The 23,522-nt window shown below is 42.9% G+C and carries 23 protein-coding genes; 21 read left to right on the plus strand and 2 right to left on the minus strand.

What is annotated here, in order from left to right; all coding sequences use genetic code 11:
* Window positions 1–69 precede the first annotated feature (69 nt).
* The 14 genes from G519_RS0114195 to G519_RS0114260 all read left to right on the plus strand — a co-directional run bounded on the left by G519_RS0114195 (window position 70) and on the right by G519_RS0114260 (window position 14,588).
* Window positions 70–1,320: a competence/damage-inducible protein A gene (locus tag G519_RS0114195; protein WP_029195277.1), complete on the plus strand. Its 1,251-nt coding sequence runs from the start codon at window positions 70–72 to the stop codon at window positions 1,318–1,320.
* A gap of 175 nt (window positions 1,321–1,495) precedes the next feature.
* Window positions 1,496–2,539, plus strand: coding sequence for a recombinase RecA (gene recA, locus G519_RS0114200; protein WP_029195278.1), 1,044 nt, complete (start codon window positions 1,496–1,498; stop codon window positions 2,537–2,539).
* A gap of 75 nt (window positions 2,540–2,614) precedes the next feature.
* Window positions 2,615–3,304: a regulatory protein RecX gene (locus G519_RS0114205; RefSeq protein ID WP_029195279.1), complete on the plus strand. Its 690-nt coding sequence runs from the start codon at window positions 2,615–2,617 to the stop codon at window positions 3,302–3,304.
* 386 nt (window positions 3,305–3,690) lie between these two features.
* Complete coding sequence (rny, locus tag G519_RS0114210; RefSeq protein ID WP_036632922.1) at window positions 3,691–5,229, plus strand: ribonuclease Y; 1,539 nt, start codon at window positions 3,691–3,693, stop codon at window positions 5,227–5,229.
* Window positions 5,230–5,346: 117 nt separating this feature from the next.
* Window positions 5,347–6,141: a TIGR00282 family metallophosphoesterase gene (locus G519_RS0114215; protein WP_029195281.1), complete on the plus strand. Its 795-nt coding sequence runs from the start codon at window positions 5,347–5,349 to the stop codon at window positions 6,139–6,141.
* Window positions 6,142–6,255: 114 nt separating this feature from the next.
* Window positions 6,256–6,516 (plus strand): stage V sporulation protein S, encoded by a 261-nt coding sequence (locus G519_RS0114220; RefSeq protein ID WP_028558349.1) that lies wholly within the window; start codon window positions 6,256–6,258, stop codon window positions 6,514–6,516.
* Between the two features lie 123 nt (window positions 6,517–6,639).
* Window positions 6,640–7,581 (plus strand): dipeptidase, encoded by a 942-nt coding sequence (locus G519_RS0114225; protein ID WP_029195282.1) that lies wholly within the window; start codon window positions 6,640–6,642, stop codon window positions 7,579–7,581.
* Window positions 7,582–7,787: 206 nt separating this feature from the next.
* Window positions 7,788–9,536, plus strand: a complete 1,749-nt coding sequence (locus G519_RS0114230) for a 2-oxoacid:acceptor oxidoreductase subunit alpha (RefSeq protein WP_029195283.1) — start codon at window positions 7,788–7,790, stop codon at window positions 9,534–9,536.
* On the plus strand, window positions 9,524–10,390 hold the full coding sequence (locus tag G519_RS0114235; RefSeq protein ID WP_029195284.1) for a 2-oxoacid:ferredoxin oxidoreductase subunit beta: 867 nt from the start codon (window positions 9,524–9,526) through the stop codon (window positions 10,388–10,390). Before G519_RS0114230 ends, G519_RS0114235 begins: the two co-directional genes overlap by 13 nt.
* 95 nt (window positions 10,391–10,485) lie before the next feature.
* Window positions 10,486–11,055, plus strand: coding sequence for a phosphate propanoyltransferase (gene pduL / locus G519_RS0114240; protein WP_029195285.1), 570 nt, complete (start codon window positions 10,486–10,488; stop codon window positions 11,053–11,055).
* A 110-nt stretch (window positions 11,056–11,165) separates the two neighbouring features.
* Window positions 11,166–12,728: a tRNA (N6-isopentenyl adenosine(37)-C2)-methylthiotransferase MiaB gene (gene miaB, locus G519_RS0114245; RefSeq protein ID WP_084160160.1), complete on the plus strand. Its 1,563-nt coding sequence runs from the start codon at window positions 11,166–11,168 to the stop codon at window positions 12,726–12,728.
* A gap of 109 nt (window positions 12,729–12,837) precedes the next feature.
* The gene (locus G519_RS0114250; RefSeq protein ID WP_036632935.1) at window positions 12,838–13,227 is read left to right on the plus strand and encodes a RicAFT regulatory complex protein RicA family protein; all 390 of its coding nucleotides are present in this window, start codon (window positions 12,838–12,840) and stop codon (window positions 13,225–13,227) included.
* A 147-nt stretch (window positions 13,228–13,374) separates the two neighbouring features.
* Window positions 13,375–14,109, plus strand: coding sequence for a phosphonate ABC transporter ATP-binding protein (locus tag G519_RS0114255; RefSeq protein ID WP_029195288.1), 735 nt, complete (start codon window positions 13,375–13,377; stop codon window positions 14,107–14,109).
* Entirely contained in the window at window positions 14,106–14,588 is a 483-nt protein-coding gene (locus tag G519_RS0114260; protein ID WP_029195289.1) for a low molecular weight protein-tyrosine-phosphatase, read from the plus strand. The genes G519_RS0114255 and G519_RS0114260 overlap by 4 nt, the downstream gene beginning before the upstream one ends.
* Window positions 14,589–14,673: 85 nt before the next feature.
* On the opposite strand, the gene G519_RS0114265 is transcribed toward G519_RS0114260, so the two are convergent.
* Window positions 14,674–15,072 carry a hypothetical protein gene (locus G519_RS0114265; RefSeq protein WP_029195290.1) on the minus strand — a complete coding sequence of 133 codons (399 nt, stop codon included), beginning with the start codon at window positions 15,070–15,072 and terminating at the stop codon, window positions 14,674–14,676.
* A gap of 89 nt (window positions 15,073–15,161) precedes the next feature.
* On the minus strand, window positions 15,162–16,406 hold the full coding sequence (locus G519_RS0114270) for a sensor histidine kinase (RefSeq protein WP_029195291.1): 1,245 nt from the start codon (window positions 16,404–16,406) through the stop codon (window positions 15,162–15,164).
* Between the two features lie 213 nt (window positions 16,407–16,619).
* On the opposite strand from G519_RS0114270, the gene G519_RS50185 reads away from it, so the two are divergent.
* The 7 genes from G519_RS50185 (at window position 16,620) to G519_RS42975 (ending at window position 23,066) form a co-directional block, all read left to right on the plus strand.
* Entirely contained in the window at window positions 16,620–16,796 is a 177-nt protein-coding gene (locus G519_RS50185; protein WP_154669572.1) for a hypothetical protein, read from the plus strand.
* A 113-nt stretch (window positions 16,797–16,909) separates the two neighbouring features.
* Window positions 16,910–17,920 carry a 2-oxoacid:acceptor oxidoreductase family protein gene (locus tag G519_RS0114280; protein WP_029195292.1) on the plus strand — a complete coding sequence of 337 codons (1,011 nt, stop codon included), beginning with the start codon at window positions 16,910–16,912 and terminating at the stop codon, window positions 17,918–17,920.
* A gap of 34 nt (window positions 17,921–17,954) precedes the next feature.
* Window positions 17,955–20,258, plus strand: a complete 2,304-nt coding sequence (locus G519_RS0114285; RefSeq protein WP_029195293.1) for a thiamine pyrophosphate-dependent enzyme — start codon at window positions 17,955–17,957, stop codon at window positions 20,256–20,258.
* Window positions 20,259–20,328: 70 nt separating this feature from the next.
* Window positions 20,329–20,622 carry a hypothetical protein gene (locus tag G519_RS42965; RefSeq protein ID WP_051253388.1) on the plus strand — a complete coding sequence of 98 codons (294 nt, stop codon included), beginning with the start codon at window positions 20,329–20,331 and terminating at the stop codon, window positions 20,620–20,622.
* A 143-nt stretch (window positions 20,623–20,765) separates the two neighbouring features.
* A complete protein-coding gene (locus G519_RS42970; protein ID WP_051253393.1) occupies window positions 20,766–21,359 on the plus strand; it encodes a ribonuclease H-like YkuK family protein in 594 nt (197 codons plus the stop codon).
* Window positions 21,360–21,506: 147 nt separating this feature from the next.
* Window positions 21,507–22,013: a hypothetical protein gene (locus tag G519_RS0114300; protein ID WP_029195294.1), complete on the plus strand. Its 507-nt coding sequence runs from the start codon at window positions 21,507–21,509 to the stop codon at window positions 22,011–22,013.
* 24 nt (window positions 22,014–22,037) lie between these two features.
* A complete protein-coding gene (locus tag G519_RS42975) occupies window positions 22,038–23,066 on the plus strand; it encodes a phosphotransferase (RefSeq protein ID WP_051253389.1) in 1,029 nt (342 codons plus the stop codon).
* Window positions 23,067–23,522 lie beyond the last annotated feature (456 nt).

The following is a 23,522-nucleotide window of genomic DNA, read 5'->3' on the forward strand; positions in this document are numbered from 1 at the left end:
TACTACATACGAAAGCATAAGTTGAATGGCCTCGAAAGAGGTGTTCTTATTTTAAGGAGGGAATTTGAAATGAAAGCAGAGATAATCGCAGTTGGAACGGAAATTTTACTAGGCCAAATTGTAAATACGAATGCTCAATTTCTCTCCAGAGAATGTGCTGTGCTTGGCGTAGATATGTATTTCCAAACCGTCGTTGGTGATAACGAACAGAGATTGCTAGAAAGCTTCAAATTAGCTGCTTCAAGGGCTGATGTTGTTATTTGTACTGGAGGTCTTGGACCTACGCAGGATGATTTGACGAAGGATGTGCTTGCAGCGTTTGTAGGACGTGAATTGATTGTACATGAGCCCTCTATGAAAACAATTACGGATTTGTTCCAGTCGCGCGGGATCCATATGGTCGAAAGTAACAGACGACAAGCGATGATGATAGAGGGAAGTGATCCATTACATAACGAAACAGGGCTTGCTGTCGGTATAGCATTTACCTACGAAGGGACACATTTCATTCTTCTACCAGGCCCGCCCAAAGAAATGAAGCCGATGTTCACCAAGTATGCGGTTCCATGGCTGCGCGCAAGGATGACGGATGAGATTCCGCTTTATTCCAAGATGCTGAAATTTGCCGGCATCGGTGAATCTAACTTGGAACATCAATTACTTGATTTAATCCAGTCTCAAACAGACCCAACAATTGCTCCATATGCCAAAGAAAGCGAAGTAACGATTCGCTTAACAACACGTGCACAAACGGCTTCAGAAGGTGAACGGAAACTTCAAGCGACTGAACTGGAGATTAGAACCCGATTAGGAGATCATCTCTATGCGGAGCAAGATGTTCCCATCGAGACGATTGTGCTGCAATTGCTTGGCGAGAAGAGCCAGACACTTGCTGTGGCTGAAAGCTGCACAGGCGGATTGTTAAGTGATTTGATTACTGCGGTGCCGGGGAGTTCCCAATCTTTTCTGGGAGGAATCATTTGTTATTCCAATGCTTTAAAGCATAAGCTCCTCGGTGTTCCAATGGAAGTGCTGGAAGGGGAAGGTTCCCCAGGTGCTGTTAGCAGCGAGACAGCGACCCTCTTAGCGGAGCAATTGATTACTGTGACCGGAAGTGACTTTGGACTATCAGTCACGGGTGTAGCCGGTCCAAGTCCGTCTGAAGGCAAGCCCGTAGGGCTTGTGTATATAGGTTTTGCTCAAAAGAGCGCAGTAACAAGGGTTATCACATTGCAGCTTTCTGGTAATCGGGAGTCCATTAAGCATAGAGCAGCCAAAAGTGCGCTCTACCAATTATGGAAACAGTTGAAAGATTGCTAGAGTTCGCATATAATAAGACTAAGTGTTAACGGAAGAACCGTAGCAAAGCGATAACTTTGTTGCGGTTTTTTGTTTGTTCGCTAAAAAGTCGAATGTATGTTCGAAAAAATGCTTGGCAAACACCTGAAAACAAGTTATCATATACCTATAATGATAGAAGAAGGAAGTGAGTGTTTTGTCAGATCGTCGCGCAGCACTTGATAATGCTTTACGTCAAATTGAGAAACAGTTCGGAAAAGGCTCCATTATGAAACTTGGAGAATCTACACATATGCAAGTTGAAACGATATCATCCGGATCTCTTGCACTTGATATCGCTCTTGGAATAGGTGGGTTTCCACGCGGAAGAATTATTGAAGTATACGGACCTGAGTCTTCCGGTAAAACGACGGTAGCTCTACATGCTATCGCAGAAGTACAGAAGAATGGTGGACAAGCGGCTTTTATCGATGCGGAGCACGCATTGGATCCTTCCTATGCAAGCAAGCTTGGTATTAATATAGATGAGCTTTTACTCTCTCAGCCGGATACCGGTGAACAAGCACTTGAGATCGCTGAAGCGCTAGTACGAAGTGGTGCAGTAGATATTATTGTTATTGACTCTGTAGCGGCATTAGTGCCTAAAGCAGAGATTGAAGGCGATATGGGTGATTCCCACGTGGGTCTGCAGGCTCGTTTGATGTCCCAAGCACTTCGTAAACTGTCTGGTGCGATCAACAAGTCCAAAGTTATCGCGATTTTCATTAACCAATTACGTGAAAAAGTTGGCGTTATGTTCGGTAACCCAGAGACAACACCTGGTGGCCGTGCACTTAAGTTCTACTCATCTGTCCGACTTGATGTACGTCGTGTGGAAACAATCAAACAGGGTAATGATATGGTTGGTAACCGCACAAGAATTAAAGTCGTTAAGAATAAAGTAGCTCCGCCGTTCAAACAAGCAGAAGTGGATATTATGTACGGTGAAGGAATTTCACGCGAAGGCAGTATCATTGATATCGGAACAGAGATGGATATCGTTAATAAAAGCGGAGCTTGGTATTCGTATGAAGGTGAGCGTCTTGGTCAAGGCCGTGAGAATTCGAAGCAGTTTTTAAAAGATAACAAAAGTATTTCGGAAACGATTGAATTACGGATTCGAGAAAACAGTAATTTAATCAAAGCAATCCCTGTTAATGTTGACGAGGAAGATGATGAATTGGAACCAGATTTCGAATAAGTTTAAATGATCATACATGAAAGCACCTTAAACCTTGTGTTAAGGTGCTTTCTTCATGGAAGGAGTTGGTTAGTTGTGAATAATGAAGAGCAACCAGTATTGATTATAACTAAGGTTGAGAAACAGAAGCGCGGTAATCATCGCTACAATATATTTCTAAATGAAGAGTACGCATTCTCGGTTCATGAAGACATTCTAATCAAGCATCGATTAAATAAAGGGGAAACCATACTTTCACAAGAAATCGAGAGTATAACGCTTGATGAGGAACAGAATATGGCTTATATAAAAGCAGTAAGTATGATAGGCAGACGACCTCATTCATTAAGTGAAGTAAAACGCAAGCTGAAGGAGAAAGGCTTTGAAATGCCTATTATTGCATGGGCATGTGAAAAGCTAGTTCAGCAGAATTATATCAATGATGAGGAATTTGCGAAAATGTGGACAGATAATCGCATTATTTCGCAGCGAAAAGGTCGTAATCTCATTCGACAAGAGCTCCAACAAAAAGGCATAGATAAAGAAATAGTCAAAAATGCCATGGAGACTATCGATCCAGAAGATGAGTATTCGGGGGCAATGAAATTGGGGCAAACGAAATGGAAGCAAACCTCAGGAAAGACCGTGGATCGTAAAAGAAAGACGGGAGCTTTTCTTATGCGGAGAGGCTATACAGGCTCTATTGTAAACAAGGTTTTGGGGGTATTAAGCTCTGAATCGAGTGAAGAGGAATATGAAATCTTAGATGACTCGTTTGATTATTAATGCCATTAATTATAGGATCAATTAGTTAATGTCATTAAATTCCTTTGGGGTACTGGAAATACTTATTCCGTCATCGAAGGGACAATCGCTTGACAAGCTTCTTCGACAAAAGATAAAATAACAGTGTATATTTTCATAATGTATTCAAAATCATACTCATTTTCTTTGATTTTGAGGGGACAGATGTAGAAACCGCCAATTTTTACACTGTTGATTATGGATTATTAGCACTATAGTGCCTCTAACGCACGGTGCGCATTCATTTAAAAGCCATACTCTTAATAAGTAGGGTATGTATGACTAGTCAAACAATTAAAAATCGGATTAAAAAACCGAAGGGTATCCCAGGCTAACACCTTGGAGAAACCAACGAGGAGGTGAACAAGATGACTTTCATCTGGGTCGCGATCATTCTCATTGTTGGAGCTGCATGCTTAGGGATTGGTTATTTTATCCGTAAATCTCTTGCAGAAGCGAAAATTTCCAGTGCTGAAACAGCCGCTGAGCAGATTCGAGAATCTGCCAAGAAGGAAGCAGAAGCACTGAAAAAAGAAACGGTTCTGGAAGCAAAGGACGAAGTGCATAAATTAAGGTCCGAAGCTGAAAAAGACATTCGTGAACGTCGAAATGAAATTCAACGACAAGAAAGACGATTGTTGCAAAAAGAGGAATCGCTGGATAAAAAATTAGAATCTCTCGAGCGTAAAGAAGAGCAAGTTGCCAACAAAGAGAAGCGGATCGAGGATACACAATCACAAATTGATCAGCTTTATAAAAGCCAAGTTTCGGAGTTAGAGCGAATTTCTGGACTTACAATGGATGAGGCTAAGAGCATCATTCTTACAAATGTAGAGCAGGAAGTTCGTCACGAAACCGCACAACTTATTAAAGAAATCGAACAGCAGGCCAAAGAAGAAGGCGATAAGAAAGCCCGTGAAATCATCACGCTCGCTATTCAACGTTGTGCTGCAGATCACGTTGCTGAAACTACCGTTTCAGTTGTATCATTGCCAAATGAAGAAATGAAAGGCCGGATCATCGGTCGTGAAGGACGTAATATTCGTGCTCTGGAAACATTGACGGGTATTGACCTTATAATTGATGATACGCCAGAAGCAGTTATTTTATCAGGATTTGATCCAATCCGACGCGAAATTGCTCGTACATCTTTAGAGAAGCTTGTTGCTGATGGACGTATTCATCCAGCACGCATTGAAGAGATGGTTGAGAAATCCCGTAAAGAAGTGGACGAACGTATTCGCGAATATGGAGAGCAAGCCACGTTTGAGGTTGGTGTACACGGATTGCATCCTGACTTGATCAAAATTTTGGGTCGCTTGAAATTCAGAACAAGTTACGGTCAAAACGTGTTGAAACATTCCATGGAAGTAGCTTATCTGGCTGGTCTGATGGCCGGGGAGCTCGGGGTAGACGTAACTTTGGCGAAACGTGCCGGGCTGCTTCATGACATCGGTAAGGCGCTAGACCACGAGGTTGAAGGATCTCATGTGGAAATCGGTGTTGAGATTGGCAAGAAGTACAAGGAGCATCCAGTCGTTATTAATAGTATTGCTTCGCATCACGGTGATGTGGAAGCAACCTCTGTTATTGCGATGTTAGTAGGAGCTGCAGATGCATTATCCGCAGCAAGACCTGGAGCACGCAGAGAGACGCTCGAAACGTATATCAAGCGCCTTGAGAAGCTTGAAGAGATCTCGGAATCATTCGAGGGTGTTGAGAAGTCATATGCCATTCAAGCTGGTCGCGAAGTGCGCGTTATGGTTCAACCGGAGAAAGTGGATGATACCGAAGCGTTCCGTTTAGCCCGTGATATTACGAAGAAAATCGAGGGTGAACTCGATTATCCAGGACATATTAAGGTTACGGTCATTCGTGAAACAAGAGCTGTTGAGTACGCTAAATAAGATACCAATGCGAAAAGTGGCTGATATAGCCACTTTTCCTTATTTTCAGGCTGGTCATTGAATTTATGAATTGCTTGCCTTCGCATCTATGGTTTATAAAGGAGCTATATATTTGTTATGAAAATTGTATTTATCGGAGATATCGTAGGATCTGTAGGAAGAAAAGCTTTGAAAAATATTATGCCTAGATTAAAACAAGCTCATCCTCACGCAGTGTTCATTGCTAACGGAGAGAATGCTGCCGCAGGGAAAGGGATTACAGCGGCAATTGCTAAGGAAATCTATGAGATGGGCATTCAGGCTCTAACGATGGGCAATCATACGTGGGATCAGAAAGAAATTTTTGATTTCATTGATCGTGACGAGAAGATGGTTCGTCCCGCTAACTTTCCTCCTGGAACACCGGGGCGAGGACATACGGTCATTAAGGTCAAGGATCAGGAATTGCTGATCATTAATTTGCAGGGACGCACATTCTTACCGCCAATTGATTGCCCATTTCGCAAAGTGGACGAAATTCTTGAAGCGGATAAGAAAAAACATAAATTTGTATTCGTAGATTTCCATGCAGAAGCTACTTCTGAGAAAATTGCGATGGGCTGGCATTTGGATGGTAAAGTGTCAGCAGTTGTCGGCACCCATACACATGTACAAACGAATGATAACCGTGTTTTGCCGCAAGGAACAGCTTATGTAACTGATGTAGGGATGGTAGGGCCGCGGGATGGTATTCTTGGGGTTGAACGTAATGCCGTACTGCAAAAGTTCAAAACTCAGCTTCCAGTTCGATTCGTAACGGATGAGGGCAAATGGCATTTCCATGCTGTTGTGATTGAATTGAACGATCAGACTGGTTTGGCCAAAGGAATTAACCTTATCCGTTATGATGAAGATCAAGTCTTCATGGATTAGCAGATAATTCTAACTATTGTGAATATTTAAATTGGCTACGATAGCATGTTTGTTAAACCTTGAGAATATGATGGGTAATGGAATCTATCCATCATTCCCGAGGAGGTACTATTTATGGATGTATTAAAAGTTTCAGCAAAATCCAATCCAAACTCCGTAGCAGGTGCATTGGCAGGTGTTTTGCGTGAGCGTGGAGCTGCTGAGCTCCAAGCTATTGGTGCAGGCGCCTTAAACCAAGCCATCAAAGCAGTAGCTATCGCAAGAGGATTTGTCGCGCCCAGTGGAGTTGACTTAATTTGTGTACCAGCCTTCACAGACATCGTGATTGACGGGGAAGATCGGACAGCCATTAAACTTATTGTAGAGCCAAGGTAATAAACCGTACTATACTAAATACCGAGCCTGTTTACCCAGTAGACAGGTTTTTCACATTTCTAACAAACCTCTGCTTAGGGGTTTTTGTGTTGTCTAGAAGATGGTGTATAGGAGGCTGCCAGGATGAGAATAATGGATGGTCACTGCGATGCGCTTACGAAACTGTATGCGAACCCCAAGCTGGATTTCGATAAGGAAGAACAGGAGTTGGATGTCAGTTATCCAAGGCTTAAACAAGCAGGAGTTAAAGTTCAGTGTTTTGCCATCTACTTATCGGATTCCATTCAGCAGCCAACCTTCGATCATATTTTACAAATGGTTGATTTATTTCATCGGAAAATTATTCGTCATCCAGGAATGAAATTTATTCAAAATGTAGATGACTGGCGAGCAGTAGAAGCCGGGGAACAGATTGGCGCTATTCTCACGCTTGAAGGTTTGGATGCTTTAGCAGGAAACATGACGCATTTAAGGATTCTACACCACCTTGGAGTGAGAAGCATTGGTTTGACTTGGAACTATGCTAACTGGGCTGCAGATGGAGTTATGGAGCCTCGAAAAGGTGGTTTTACAAGAAAAGGCAAGCTGATGTTAAAAGAATTAGAAACTATGGGTATAATAGCAGATGTATCTCATTTATCCGGAGCCGCGTTCTGGGAATTGGTTGAGGTGTATACCAAACCATTCATTGCATCCCATTCGAACGCTCAAAAGGTATGTCCTCATCCAAGAAATTTATCAGACGATCAAATCAAAGCTATCATCCAGTGTCAAGGACTTATGGGGATTACGTTTGTTCCCTACTTTGTGGATAGCACTAATTTAGCTGTTCCCATTACGGCACTGTTGAAGCACATTGATCATGTTTGTTCATTAGGTGGGGAAGGGCATATTGGATTTGGTTCGGATTTTGATGGGATAGAGCAATGGATGAAAGGTTTGAGACATGTCGGTCAATACGGAAATATAATAGAAGCTTTATGTAAAAACTATAGGGAATCACAAGTGGAGGCATTCCTGTATGGAAATTGGCGGAATTTCATGCTTACCAATCTTCCGAAATGAAAGCTATGAATCATTCTAATATTGATATGGATTCGATCTAAAAACTCTATGTTTTAGAATCGTTTAAACCCCTTGCAATTTGGTCTGTAAAGGCATACAATTTTGGATGACAAGTGAAAGAAATTTTTTATAGCTTCATCTTAAATTTCTACAAATTAGCTTTATTAGATCTTCATGCAGCTACAATCAAAAGGAGTGGACGTACGGTGATTAGTCAGTTATCTTGGAAAATCGGAGGTCAGCAGGGTGAAGGGGTCGAAAGTACAGACCGCATTTTCTCTACTGCATTGAACCGTCTCGGTTACTATTTGTATGGGTACCGTCATTTCTCTTCACGGATTAAGGGGGGACATACAAATAACAAGATTCGCATCAGCACTAAACCGATTCGCGCAATTTCAGACGATTTGGACATTTTGGTCGCTTTCGACCAAGAAAGTATCGATTTTAATGCACACGAACTTCGCGACAACGGTGTTATCGTTGCAGATGCTAAGTTTAACCCTGTTTTACCTGAAGGAATTAAAGCGCGTTTGTTTCCAGTTCCAATCACTGCCATTGCAGAGGAACTAGGGACTTCCTTATTTAAGAACATGGCCGCATCAGGTGCATCTTGGGCATTGCTCGGTTTGCCGCTTGACGTGTTTAATAAAGCTGTTGAAGAAGAATTTGGCCGTAAAGGCGCAGCTGTTGTAGAAAAAAATATTGAAGCTGTTCGTAAAGGTGCAGAATCCGTTCTGGAATTGGCCGGTGGACCTATTGCTGACTTCCAATTGGAACCAGCTGACGGCAGACAAAAATTGTTCATGATTGGTAACGATGCAATCGCTCTTGGAGCAGTAGCAGCAGGTTGCCGCTTTATGCCAGCTTACCCAATTACTCCAGCATCTGAAGTTATGGAATATTTACAAAAAGCACTGCCTAAATTGGGTGGAACTGTTATCCAAACCGAAGATGAAATTGCAGCATGTACAATGGCAATTGGTGCTAACTATGCTGGTGCTCGTGCACTTACAGCATCTGCAGGTCCTGGTCTATCTTTGATGATGGAAGCGATTGGCCTCGCTGGTATGACTGAAACGCCTGTTGTTATCGTAGATACACAACGTGGGGGTCCAAGTACGGGTCTTCCGACGAAACAAGAGCAATCCGATTTGAACGCTATGGTCTACGGTACACACGGTGAAATCCCGAAAATCGTTCTATCCCCAAGCACGATTGAAGAATGCTTCTATGATACGATTGAAGCTTTCAACCTTGCTGAGAAATATCAAGTTCCAGTTATTTTGATGACGGATTTGCAACTCTCCTTGGGTAAACAATCCGCAGAGATGCTAGATTACAACCGCATTGTGATTGACCGCGGAGCGCTTGTAACAGAAGCTCCTGAACAAGAAGCGAATCAATTGTTCAAACGTTATGAGTTTACTGAGAACGGTGTTTCACCACGTGTGATTCCTGGCGTGAAGAATGGTATTCATCATGTTACAGGTGTTGAGCATGACCAAACAGGTCGTCCTTCAGAAAGCACTGAAAACCGTCAACGTATGATGGATAAGCGTCTTGAGAAATTGAAACACATTCAAGTTACTGATGCCATTAAATTCGATGCACCTCATGAGAATCCAGATCTTTTGATTATCGGAATGGGTTCCACTGGTGGAACGATCGATGAAGCAAGAAGCCGCGTTGAACTGGAAGGAATTAAGACAAATCACGCAACAGTACGTTTGATTCATCCATTCCCTGCAGAGCAGCTGAGACCTCTTGTTGAAAAAGCAAAAACAGTAATCGTTGTTGAAAACAACGCAACTGGACAATTAGCCGATCAAATTAAACTGCATGTTGGTCATGCAGATAAAATTAAAAATGTTCTTAAATACAACGGTAACCCGTTCTTGCCTGCAGAAATTGAACAAAAATGTAAGGAGTTGACTTTAGCATGGCAACATTAAAAGACTTTCGTAACAATGTAAAGCCTAACTGGTGTCCAGGTTGCGGAGACTTCTCCGTCCAAGCGGCAATTCAGCGTGCAGCAGCTAATGTTGGTTTAGAGCCTGAGGGCTTAGCAATCGTATCGGGTATCGGCTGTTCCGGTCGTATCTCTGGTTACATCAATGCTTATGGTTTCCACGGTATTCACGGTAGATCTTTGCCAATCGCACAAGGTGTGAAAATGGCTAACCGCGATTTGACTGTTATCGCTTCAGGCGGTGACGGCGATGGCTTCGCAATCGGTATGGGACATACTGTACATGCGATTCGTCGTAACATTGACGTCACGTACATCGTAATGGATAACCAAATCTACGGTTTGACGAAAGGTCAAGCATCCCCACGTAGTGCGGAAGGTTTCAAAACGAAAAGCGTTCCATCAGGAACAATTGAGTCTGCAATTTCACCATTAGAAGTGGCTATGGCTGCCGGTGCTTCTTTCGTAGCACAATCATTCTCCAGTAACTTGAAACAGTTAACGGCTGTTATCGAAGCTGGTTTGAATCACAAAGGTTTCTCTTTGATTAACGTATTTAGCCCATGCGTAACTTTCAATAAAGTAAACACGTATGACTGGTTCAAAGAGAATATCGTGGATCTGGATGAAATTCCTGAATATGATTACACGAACCGTGTGATGGCAATGACCAAAATCATGGAAACAAACTCCATGTTGACGGGTATTATCTATCAAAACAAAGAGAAAAAGAGCTACGAAGATTCCATTCCAAGCTTTGCTAAGGAAGGACTTTCGAAACAAGACCTTAAGCTTTCAGAAGCTGATTTCAGCAAAATGCTTACTGAATTCAAATAATAGTTATACATTGAAGGCATATGGAGATTTTCCGTATGCCTTTTTTGCTGAGCGGCAATACTGTCTACTATCACTAAAGGTAAAGGATGGATACTATGAAAACAGTCCCAGTAGGGGTTTCAGCTAGACATATACACCTATCTCCAGCTCATATCGAGGTTTTATTTGGTCAGGGATATGAATTGACGACGTTTAAAGATCTCTCACAACCTGGGCAATTTGCAGCTCAAGAAATGGTAACGATTGTGGGACCCAAAGGGAAGATCGAGAAAGTACGTATTCTTGGACCTGCACGCCCAAGTACACAAATTGAAATATCGCGAACGGATGCTTTTTCTTTAGGGATAAACCCGCCGGTTCGTGAATCCGGACACATAGAACACACACCAGGTCTCCGTGTCATTGGTCCAAAAGGCGAGATTGATCTGGAGAAAGGCGTAATTGTCGCGGCTAGGCATATTCACTTTCATACTTCGGATGCAGAGAAATGGGGCATTCAGGATAAACAGCTTTTGCGTGTCAGAGTGAGTGGAGAACGATCTTTGATTTTCGAGAATGTGATTGCTCGTGTATCTGATCACTACGCATTAGACATGCACATTGACACGGATGAGGGGAATGCTGCTGGTGTGAAAACTGGCGATTTCGCTGAACTTATAGATTAATTCATGCAAGTAAAATTTCATACATATGCTAATTTCTTTTTGTACTATGTAGCCATGTGATGCTATAATAAAAGTTGCGTCAGTTTACTACAGCAAAACTCAGTCGACTTATGCAGAATGTTTTATACGAAAACTCTGCCTATGCTTACGAAGTTAGTTTTGCTAAAGCAAAACTTTTAGGAGGAAAGAAAGTGGCTAACCAAGTGAAATCCGACAAGGATTATTCCCAATATTTTCAGCCTCCTTCACTGACAGATGCAAAGAAGCGCGGAAAAGAAGAGATCGCCGTACACTATGACTTCACCATTCCTGAGGACATGCAGGAGTTCGGCAAGGATAAATATTATTTGATTCGCACTTACGGATGTCAGATGAATGAGCATGATACAGAAGTAATGAAGGGTTTACTCGAGCAAATGGGCTATCAAGCGACTGAGGACAAGTTCCAAGCAGATGTTATTCTGCTCAACACATGTGCGATTCGGGAGAATGCAGAAGATAAGGTGTTCGGTGAGCTTGGTCATTTAAAAGCACTGAAAGCCCAGAAACCAGGCCTCGTACTTGGTGTTTGTGGATGTATGTCGCAGGAAGAAGCAGTCGTGAATCGAATTATGCAAAAGCATGCTTTTGTAGATTTGATATTTGGAACGCACAATATTCATCGACTTCCATCCCTTTTGAAGGATGCCTTCTATAACAAGGAAATGGTCGTTGAGGTATGGTCCAAAGAAGGCGATATCGTTGAGAATTTACCGAAAAAACGTGAAGGAATCCGTGCTTGGGTGAACATCATGTTTGGCTGCGATAAGTTCTGTACGTACTGTATAGTTCCTTATACGCGGGGTAAAGAGAGAAGTCGCCGACCACAAGACGTGCTGGCTGAGGTTAGAGACTTGGCTCGTCAAGGGTTTCAGGAAATTACGCTGCTCGGTCAAAATGTCAATGCCTATGGTAAAGATTTTGAGGATATTACCTATTCATTCGCTGATTTGATGGACGATATTCGTAAAATTGACGTACCGCGTATTCGATTTACCACATCACATCCAAGAGATTTTGATGATCGCTTGATTGAAGTGCTAGGTAAACGTGGTAATCTTGTAGAGCATATACATCTGCCAGTTCAGTCGGGTAATACCGAGGTTCTGAAAAGAATGAGCAGAAAGTATTCCAGAGATCATTATTTACAGTTGGCCGGTAAAATTAAAGAAACGATGCCTGATGTCGTTCTGACAACAGATATAATTGTTGGTTTTCCAGGTGAAACGGATGAGCAGTTTGATGAAACCATGTCTCTTTATGAGGAAGTAGGCTTCGATTTCGCGTTTACATTTATTTATTCGCCGCGAGAAGGTACGCCTGCTGCCGATATGGAAGACAATGTACCGATGGAAGTAAAGAAACAACGACTTTATCGCTTGAATGAGCTAGTAAATAAACACAGTAAAGCGAGCAACGAGAGATTGTTAGGTCAGACCGTTGAAGTACTTGTTGAAGGCGAAAGCAAGAATAACGCTGATGTACTAGCCGGTCGCACGCGGACGAATAAATTGATCCATTTTACAGGCGATAAATCTTTAATTGGTCAAATGGTTGAAGTGGAAGTGACGCATGCACAAACTTGGATTCTGAAGGGTGAGATTGTTCACAAACCCATGAAAATATCCATTTAATTTGAAGCTGAAATAGATAGGAGCGTGTTTAGAAGTGTCTCAATGTGATCATAAACATAACGATAATGAGCCTCATGCTTTTAAAGTAGAGGAGTTTACAAATACGGAAATGATTGTACGTGAAGATATTTTATCCAAAGCTAAGGAATTGGCTGAATTGTTAACGACTTCGAATGAGGTACAGTTTTATCAAAAGGCTGAGAAGCAAATCGCTACGAATCCTGATATCCAAGTACTAATCAGTGCGATCAAAAAGAAGCAGAAGGAAGTCGTTGCTTTCGAAACTTTCCAAAATGCTAAAATGATCGAGAAAATTGAGAATGAGATTGAAGTGCTGCAGGATCAATTAGATGAGATACCGATCGTGAATGAATTCAAGCAAACACAAGACGATATCAACTATTTATTGCAGCTAGTTATGTCGGTTATTCGTGATACGATTTCCGATAAAATTAATGTAGAAGCAGGTACGGCAGAAGCTCCGACATCTTGCGATTAAGATAACCTCCTTTGGGAATTAGAAAATCGCCCTCTACTCAGGCCCACCGCTTGAAAGGAGTGGCGATTTTTTCCCAAAAGGGCAGCTTATGAAATGAGTCTTTCTATCGGAAAGACGGAAGAAGACTTACTCGAAGGAGACATTGTCATGCTTACAGTTCGTAATTTAAGTAAAGTATATCCTCCGGACAATCAGGTACTTTCACAAGTGAGCTTTCAAGTTGATGAAGGCGAATTCATTGCGGTTATTGGGGGCAGTGGAAGTGGGAAAACCACGTTACTGCGCTGCATCAGTCATCAAGAGAAATGGACAAGCGGTCAGTTAATCTATAACTCCATTGATATATCAAAGCCAGGTCTATTGGAACGCTTCAAATTAGGTAGAGATTTCGCATTCCTAGAAGAAAAGCCTGCTTTGAATCGAAATAAAAGCGCTGTCAAGAATGTCATGATGGGGCGTGTCTATCAAACACCACTGCGTATTTTAACTGGCATGACTTCAAGAGATGAGCATGTAGACAGCATGGATTATTTAGAAAAAGTGGGTTTGCTTGATAAGGGAGATAAGAAGGTTGGCCAGCTAAGCGGTGGTGAGCAGCAGCGTGTTGCTATTGCTAAAGCGTTAATACTTGGACCCAAGGTACTTGTCGCCGATGAACCTGTATCTGGTCTCGATCCGAAATCAACGGAATATATCTTGCAGGATTTGAAATCGCTTTGCAAAGATCGGAATATGAGCGTTATTGCTACACTACACCAAGTTGAGCTTGCGGAGAGATATGCAACTCGTATTTGGGGACTCTCTGAAGGTAAAATTGTGCTGGATATCCCGGCTAGGTCACTCACCATGCGTGAAAAAAAGCTCATCTTTGGTGAAGTATGATCCAGGTCTTATTCGTCTGTTTAGGAAATATATGCCGTTCTCCCATGGCTGAAGCCGTTTTTCGTCATCAGGTTAATAAAGCGGGTTTAGATGCTGTAATTGCTATTGATTCTGCCGGAACCGGAGATTGGCACATTGGACATCCGCCACATCAAGGAACTAGGGATATATTGGATCAGTATCAGATTAATCATAAGGGTCTAATAGCAAGGGAAGTTAAGTCCGATGACTTTGTACAATATACATATATCATCGCGATGGATCAGAGTAATGTAACGAATCTGGCATCATTTGCGCCTGCGTTAGTAGAAGGTGAGAAACGAGCTGCTATTCATAAATTGCTGGATTTTGCACCTGATCGCACCGATAAAAATGTTCCAGATCCTTATTACACGGGTAACTTTCAAAAGGTGTACGAGATGGTAGAGGAGAGCTGCGAACGCTTACTAGCCTTTATTGTCGAGAAAGAAAATTTGTAAGAATGAACTTCTTAGGTAACAAAAAAGCAAGGGTAAGAAAAGAAGCTTTTCTTTTCACCCTTGCTTTTTTAGTTGTCGAGAAACTCTAAAATATAGTTATACCGACACGCTGAATATGATCAGATATGGCTTTGAGCATACTCGGATGGATCGGAATGATGATATCCGTTGGCCCTATTTCGAACAGCCCGCTGCGGTTATGGACGGTAGCTGCTTGGACATAAATGCGGTAGTAATCAGAGCCCGGAGCTACATGTGTGAATTCTTGATTAGCGAACCGCGAGTTTACGAAGGTGACAGCCTTGAGAGCAGATTTATCGTATGGAATCATGCTGATTATATGTTCCAACTTGAAATAATAATTAATGTGAGGTTTGTGAAGGATCAACTCTTTGGATGAGACGGTTAGACCGAAATCCCTCTTCTTATGCGACATTTTCAAGTCGCCCTCAAGTGATTTAATCGGAATGAAATCTGAATTCATTGCAAAGCCCTCCTTACCAATCCTGATGATCGCTTGTCTTAACAGAATAGCACAGATTATCAAGGTTGTTAATGGAGAGCGCTGGATGTTCATTTTTGATGAAATAAAATGGAGCACTGCGTGCCTTGGTTTAAATGACTGGAGAAGGAGATTTTTCCGTTCATCATTTTGATAATACTCATGACCACGACGAGCCCAAGTCCAGTTCCTTGTTCTTTGGTTGTGTAGAAAGGCATACCGAGCGAATTTAATTGCTGCTTACTCATCCCCACGCCAGTGTCAGAAATAGAAATTTGCACCGCGTTAGGCAGCTTAGAGGTCCTTAAGGATATTCTACCGCCGTTAGGCATGGACTCAATCGCATTTTTAATAAGATTCATCAAGCATTGGCGCAGCTTTTTGGATTCGCCTAGAATGTAAAGGGGTTCTTCATTTTCATGACAAGTATGGATAGCAACCTGGTGATCTGTAGCAAACGGTGTGATGAAACGCAGCATGGCTTCTATCTCTTCCTTGAGTTCTAATTGTTCCTGCAAGTTAGAAAACGGCTTGGCATAGTTCAAATAATCACCCAGAATGGCATTCGCTTGATCCACACCTGACAATGCTAGGTCGACATATCGCTTGTGATCGTTGAAAGATAGCTCTTTCTGATCCAGTAACTGAAGAAAGCCTTTTGTTGATGTGAGAGGATTACGTATTTCGTGAGAGATGGTGGCTGCAAACTGGCCGAGCATTCGATCCTTTTCCAAGGCGACAAGTCGTTGTTTGTGAATTTCATGCTTCCTGACAAAAAATTGTAAGTATGTAATCATCCAAAGAGAAAAAAAGGAAAAAATTACGGTGTATGCAGCATACATCGTAATATGAGATCGTATGTATAGTGCTAATAGCGCATACAATACTTCGTACAAGAGCAGCATACCTGTTGCATATGTTAATTTCATCCTAAGTGTTTGATTTGAAGTATTTGTGATGAGAAATCCGCCTAATAATATTACAGCACTGCTGATTAAAGCGGGCTGCCAATAGTAATTCAGAACAACCATGCAGCCTATGTTAAATAAGGTCCAGGTAATAAAAGCTGGTATAAAGCCAACATACAGAATCACAGCAATCAAGCTGATCGGAAACAAATGGAGGGAATAAATTAAGGGATCAATGTCTTCAAATTTCCAGTACAAAAAGATTAGTACGATTAAAATCAGAGCAAATAGCAATCTACGTTGATGTTCTTTGTAAATGAAAATTGGGGTAAGAACTAGATGGATTAATATAGCACTCATGATGTAGAAGAGACCATGTAGTTCATTGGAAATAATTGAATGGAACAAATGAATGCCATCCTTTCCGCAGTCCGACAGTATCTTTATTTTTTCTACATTATCTCACATAAACTGACCTTATCAAGAGAAATGGGGCATTTTGAATGCTAAAGATTTGATAAAGACTTATGGTGTTATTCTTACAAACCGCGGTATAATAAAGGAAATCGAAAGTGCAAGCGTTTACAATCTAAGTTGCTTGGTATACAAGGAGAGATGAGGATGCGGGCGTGCTCACAGGTTTGCGGTGTTGTCTTTAATCCGATTGATGAAGATTATGTGGACGTATGTGAGGATTGTGAGGATGCCAAGAAGGATAATTCTGATCAAGATGAGAATTTAGGGCCCAGAAGCTACTACTTGGGAGGGTGCGGCCTCATAATCGATTATTTGCTATGAAGGGACCCTTCAAAAAAAGGTTGATTACCAGAGATTTCTTGTTACAATGAGAGTAGATTTACTATTCATACTATTCATTTTTTATGCAGTTCATTTTTGAAAGGAGACCTGGCATGGTAACTTTACCTAAATTGAACGATCTCGGTTTTTTTGAGATTAGACTGGAATCCATCGGTGGACTCGGCGCAAATCTAGCGGGTAAGATGCTGGCGGAAGCGGGAGTCGTAGGGGTGGGTTTGAACGGAGTTAGCTTTTCTTCCTATGGTTCAGAGAAGAAAGGATCGGCAGTGAAAGCACATATTAGGTTTTGTGACATGGATACGCGAATTAGGGATACTTCACCCGTCGAACGACCGCATGTTGTAGGAGTTTTTCACGAATCGCTTTCCAAAACTGTAAACGTTATCAGTGGCATCTACGAAGATAGTACAGTATTAGTAAATTCGACAAAAACACCGGATGAGTTGAAGGAAAAGATGAAGCTCCGTGGCGGTACCATTGCCGTTATCGATGCTATTGGAATCTCGCTAGAAGAAAAGAACCGCGTGAATATGGCGATGCTTGGCGCGCTGTTCCGGTTGTGTGATTTCCTTGATCCTGATGTCATGAGAGGCGTTATTCGTAAATCGTTAGAAAAGAAATATCCGCTTGCGGTTGCACCCGCCTTGCGAACTTTTGACCGCGGTTACAATGAAGTTAAGTTCCAAACGTATGCGCTTCCAGAAGGGGAGACGATGCCCGACTTCGTTCGTTTCGATACGCCAGTGCTTGGCTATGAAACACAGTCCATCGGAGGAGTAATTACGAATCCTGGAAACAGTATTCTGAAAGATTTAAGTATTTCACGTGCGGGGATGATGCCGCATTTCCATGAAGATAAATGTATTCACTGTGCTTCCTGCGATAATGTGTGTCCGGATTTCTGCTTCGTTTGGGATGAACTCCCTGACAAAAAAGGGCGTCCGCAAATGTTTTTGCAGGGCATTGACTATCAATATTGTAAAGGTTGCCTTAAATGTGTACAGGCTTGTCCGACCGAAGCGCTCACAAATGAGCGGGAAGAAGATGGCTATGCAGACTTAAATCGCATGCCGCATCGATTCAATCTAGCTGTAAACTCTTAGAGAGTATTTATGGGAGAAGGGTGGAACTACTCGCATGTCCATTGATATCAAGAAGGAATTAGGGCAAGCCAAGGTCGAACAGCGCATCGTATATGAATCAGGCAACGAGATGGCAGCATATGCGGCTCATCAAATTAATTATCATGTTATGGGATACTTTCCGATATCTCCATCTACGGAGGTTGCCCAATTTCTAGATCTTATGAAGTCCAACGGACAGCATGATATCGTGCTCATTCCAGCAGACGGTGAACATGGTTCGGCAGGCATATGTTATGGCGCTTCAACTGCTGGCGGCCGCGTATTTAACGCGACAAGCGCTAACGGTTATTTGTACATGTTGGAACAAATGCCAGTTCAATCCGGGACACGCTTTCCCATGGTGATGAACTTGGTATGCCGCTCCGTATCCGGCCCGCTGAATATTCATGGGGATCACTCTGACTTGTATTATGCTTTAAATACGGGATGGCCGATTGTGATGTGTCGTGACCCGCAGGCGGTTTATGACATGAATATCATAGCTTTAAAGCTAGCTGAGGATCCGGAAGTTCGTTTGCCGGTTTTGGTTGCTTCAGACGGTTATTTCACGTCCCACCAAAAGCGCAGAGTGCAAACGTTCGCGCATCGTGAGGATGTGCATGCTTTCATCGGAGAGAAGCCACAGGGCTTCCCGGATACGCTGGATCGCAATAATCCGATTACTGTAGGTCCTTATATGAATGAGCCGGATTATATTAATAACTGCTATCAGCAGTCCATGGCCATGTATAACGCCGAGGGTGTTTATGATCGTATTCGGCAGGAATACGCTGAGCTGACAGGCCGTGATTATCCGATTCTTGAGCTATATCGGATGGAGGACGCGGAAGTCGCGGTGTTCTTGATGAATTCGGCTTCCGAAATCATCAAAGACGTCGTCGACCAGCTCCGCGAGAAGGGCATTAAGGCCGGATCGATCGCGCCGAATATCATCCGTCCATTCCCAGCAAAGCAGATCGCTGAAGCTTTGCAGCATGTGAAGGCGATCACCGTTGGCGATCGCGCGGATTCCTATGGCGGCCATGGCGGCAATATGGTCAACGAAATCAAAGCGGCCCTGTTCACACATGGGAACAGAGATACGCTTGTCATAAGCCGAATCTACGGCTTAGGTGGCAAGGACTTTTATGCCGAAGATGGGCATAACTTGTTCCAATTTGCCATTGACGCTGTACAAAGCGGCAAGGTGGAGGTTCCCTTCGATTACTACGGCCACACGCCAGGTGACCCTTCGAAAGCGCCGAAGCGGGTGTTGACGCCGATGAAGTATGAGGATTTGAAGACGGGACTCATCACGGTAACACCGGATGAGAACACAGGCAAGCTGAATGTGCGCATTCCGCCACTGCGAGCACTGACGAAGAAACCGAAGCGTATTGCTCCGGGGCATGGCGCATGTCCAGGCTGCGGCATTTTCTCCGGCTTGGAGCTGTTTTTCAAAGGGATTGAAGGCGATATTGTCTCGATCTTCCATACAGGCTGCGCCATGGTTGTAACGACGGGTTATCCGTATTCAGCGCACAAAGCGACGTATATTCATAATCTGTTCCAGAATGGCGCAGCGACCCTGTCAGGGGTTGTGGAGATGTTCTGGGAGCGCAAGCGGCGTGGCGAGCTCGACCATTTGGGTTTGAAGGACGATTTCACCTTCGTGATGATCACTGGTGACGGCGGAATGGATATCGGCATGGGACCAGCGATCGGAGCGGCTTTGCGTAATCATAAAATGATTATTCTCGAGTACGATAACGAGGGATACATGAATACAGGGGCGCAGTTGTCCTATTCGACGCCAATGGGTCATCGTACATCGACTTCGAACGTGGGGAAACATCAGGGCGGTAAAGTGTTCCATCACAAGGATACAGCGCAAATTATGGCCGCTACCCATATTCCGTATGTATTTACGGGGTCGGAAGCGTATCCGCAGGATCTTGTGAAGAAAGCCGCGAAAGCACAGTGGTACGCCCAAAATGAGGGATTGGTGTATGGGAAAATTCTCATTGCCTGTCCGTTGAACTGGCTGTCCGATGACCAGGAAGGCTCCAATATCGTCGGAGCTGCGGTAGATTCCTGCTTCTTCCCGCTCTATGAAGTGGAGCACGGGGTTACGTCTATCACGTATAACCCAGAGGATAAGAGCAAGAAGATTCCACTATCGGATTGGCTCAAGACGATGGGGAAAACGAAGCATATGACGAAGCCCGAGTATGAGGGTTCCCTGAAATCGTTCGAGAAGGAAGTTGAGCGTCGTTGGAATATGTTAAAAGCGAAGCATGAGAATGCTTATTTATAAGTCGTCATCATAAAAAATGAAGGCACTTCACCCTTGTGGTGAACGTGCCTTTTTATCGGAGGAATGAAAGATGCCCTATGTGTTGCAACATAAAATATCGCACCAGATTTTCACATGTACACAAGTCAATCACTATGGTTTAGCCTATTATGGCGTAAAATTTTGGCCGGATATAGAAGAGGCTGAGCAGCAGTTTCCTGCTTTTCTACAGAGCTTGGAGGGAATGGAGCCGGATGCTTGGCATGTGATTGAACTCGAGGAAGGGGAAATGAAGCTCTGCAATGTGAAGTTGAAAAATGACCCTAATTTGCATGTGTTTTGGCCTCCCACACGAAAACCGGAAGTTCGTAAACTGGAAAAATAAACTTTAGCGTATGTTTGGCGGCAGTGTTTTACAATAAGTGATGGTTCAAGCAGAGGAACTTTGCCATATACTATAGATAGGGGCGGATGCAGCTTCGGCATCTGCTTCTTCCTCATTCTAAGGAGAAAGGAAGAACCTTATCTTTGAAACCTTTGACGACGACCCATCCACTGGAATTTCGGAACACGACGGAAAGAGGACTAAACCTAGATACCGTACATGAGCGTATTCTCCATTTCATGCGTCACGACCCCGTAGCTACCTACAAATTTATTATTGGTACGGATTGTCAGGTACACACAGGTCATACGAAATTCATTACTGGTGTAGTTATCCAGCGGCTAGGAAAAGGAGCGTGGGCGTGTTATCGTCAAGTCATCGTTCATCGGGCCCTACATTCGATTAGAGAAAAGCTTTCGATGGAAACTGCTTTGAGTGAAGAGATTGCGATGTATTTTGATGAGTCTAAGCGACAGGATATGGAAAACATCATTCTTCCACATCTGTATCAAGGTGCATCCTTCGATATGTTTATTCATATTGATGCTGGCGACGATGAAAATAAGAATCGGACGGCAAAATTCGTCCAAGAGATGGTGCGTAGAGTGGAATCCGTCGGTATGGTTCCAGTTATTAAACCGGATTGTTATGTAGCGTCAGCGTATGCCAATCGTTTTTCGAAGAAGCCGTATCAGCCAATTTATGAGAATGATGAGGTCATTGATGGGATCCTATAAGAGTAATCGAAACCGTTAGTTCAAAGTGGTCGCTTCGATCATAGGAACTGACGGTTTTGTTTGGCCCGAGAAGGTGGCGAAAAGAGGATTCCTCAGCTTCTTAGCGAAATAATGCTTATACAAGGGCAGATAGAAAGGGAGAACAAGATGAGCAAAACATTTATAATCGAAGCCGTCATGCTTGCCGTACATGGTCAATTAATGCTGCCAGAGCAGCCTGTTACTTATTTGATACCTTATACCAGCATTCAGGAGTTATATGAGCTTCAAACAGGCAGTGAGCCGATCATGTTAGAGGAAGAAGACGACGGTTTCGTGAAGCAAATGATTGGTGAGCTGATTGCTTTCTTCGAGGAATCATTTAATAAGAAAAAAATTGAAAAAGCGTTAACAGTTCCATGGCGGAAAAGCCCGCCTTTACCTATTAATGAGAATGTCACCTTGATGATTGTTTTTGCGATTGACAATGAGGAGTATGGGGACAATTTCGACCCGATTGAAACCGAATTAATTCTGACCGCGATTAAAGAACAGGCTGCTCTTTTAACAGACCAGTTAGATTTCATTGAACGCATAGTTCAAGCAGGAATTCAAGTCCAAGCATATGACGTAGAGGATTTTGAATTTGCGGTAGAAGGTGACAATCTGGTTTAGAAAGAGGAGTTGAGGAATGCAATTATGCGTGTCAAAGATCAAGAAGAGCAGTTAACCTCCCTGCCTACTTATTGGTTTCCTACTCAAACGTGGTCCATGCGTGTTGGTGCGGGAGGTATGAATAATACGACCCGGTTCGTAGACGTGGAAGGGACATCCTATGTTCTTCGATTGTACGAAACTCATCGTGATATGGACAAAATTAGGTTCGAACATGGTGTTCTTCTGGCTTTAGATAAAGAAAAAGATAAACTTCCATTTCGTATCCCTGTGCCAGTGGAGCTTCCATCAGGGGAGACTGTTGTTCGATTAGAGGCAAAGGAAGGCAAACTGGCTGCCTTATTTACGTACACAGATGGCTGCAACCCAACTTGGGGGAATACGGATCAATTGCTTCACTTCGGAGAAGCTGTCGGACAATTGTCGTCTGCGCTGGCTGCAATTTTCATGGATATTAATCCTGTCTACCCGCCTTATTATGAAATTGAACATATCCATCCTCGCTGCACACCAGATGCAATTCATGAGTTCTGCCTTCATCCATCAGAACCGTTCTGGCAGCAGCACGATGAGCTTTCCTATATATTTGGACGATTTGCTGCTTTTTATAAGGCTATTCCGGAACTTCGAAAGCTTCCTCATCAACTCGTTCATGGGGATATTAATGGGTCTAATATGCTGATTGATGCGGATGGACTAATCACGGCCGTACTTGATTTTGAGTTCGTAACGCTAGATGTTCGAGTGATGGAGCTAGCAGTCTGCTTATCTGATCTCATCGATCCTGCTATACCAGCAGAAGAACTGCGACGCAATTGCAGAGCCTTCTATGAGGGGTATCGCCAAACTGTCTATTTGGAAGAGGAAGAGATTGCCTTGTTGCCACTTCTGATCGAGCTTCGTCGGTTAGATGTATTTATCCATTTTCTAGGTAGATATTTAGATGGTGTGGATGCCCAAGGCGTGCTCGTTGATATTATTCATAACACGTTTGAGAAAACAAAGTGGCTGCAGATGAATGGCTCCGAGCTTCTGCTTACTTTGCTTAAATAGCTTGAAGACGGGGTAATCGTACAAGCGATCCTACTCTCGTTGGAATACCATATAGCACCAATTGAAAAGGTGGTGTTTAGGTATGCCTAAAGGTGTTTATCAGGGCAATGCTCTCGCTTTTCCTAACTGTGGTCGTTTTTGTACTAATGTGTGTACACGATTATTTGTAGTTGGGCGCAATCAATGTATCGCGGATTGTCTACGGTGTGGTGGATTACGCGGAGCTGCAAAGTTCAATGTGAAAACAAAAGATAAGATGGGTCACAAGTCAAAACGCAAATGTAACTGTGGTTGTGGGAAATGTAAATAATTTTGATAAAACTGTCGAAGGAATTCGGCAGTTTTGTTTCATTATGGAGGTAAAATAAAGACATGACTAACCTTGAGGTAAGTAAGACACGTTTTTTTCAGTTCTTTTTTTGTTGCCTCGGTTAACCTATACTAGAACTTAAGAAA

Source organism: Paenibacillus alginolyticus DSM 5050 = NBRC 15375 (assembly GCF_000422905.1).
Taxonomy (GTDB): Bacteria; Bacillota; Bacilli; order Paenibacillales; family NBRC-103111; genus Paenibacillus_E; species Paenibacillus_E alginolyticus.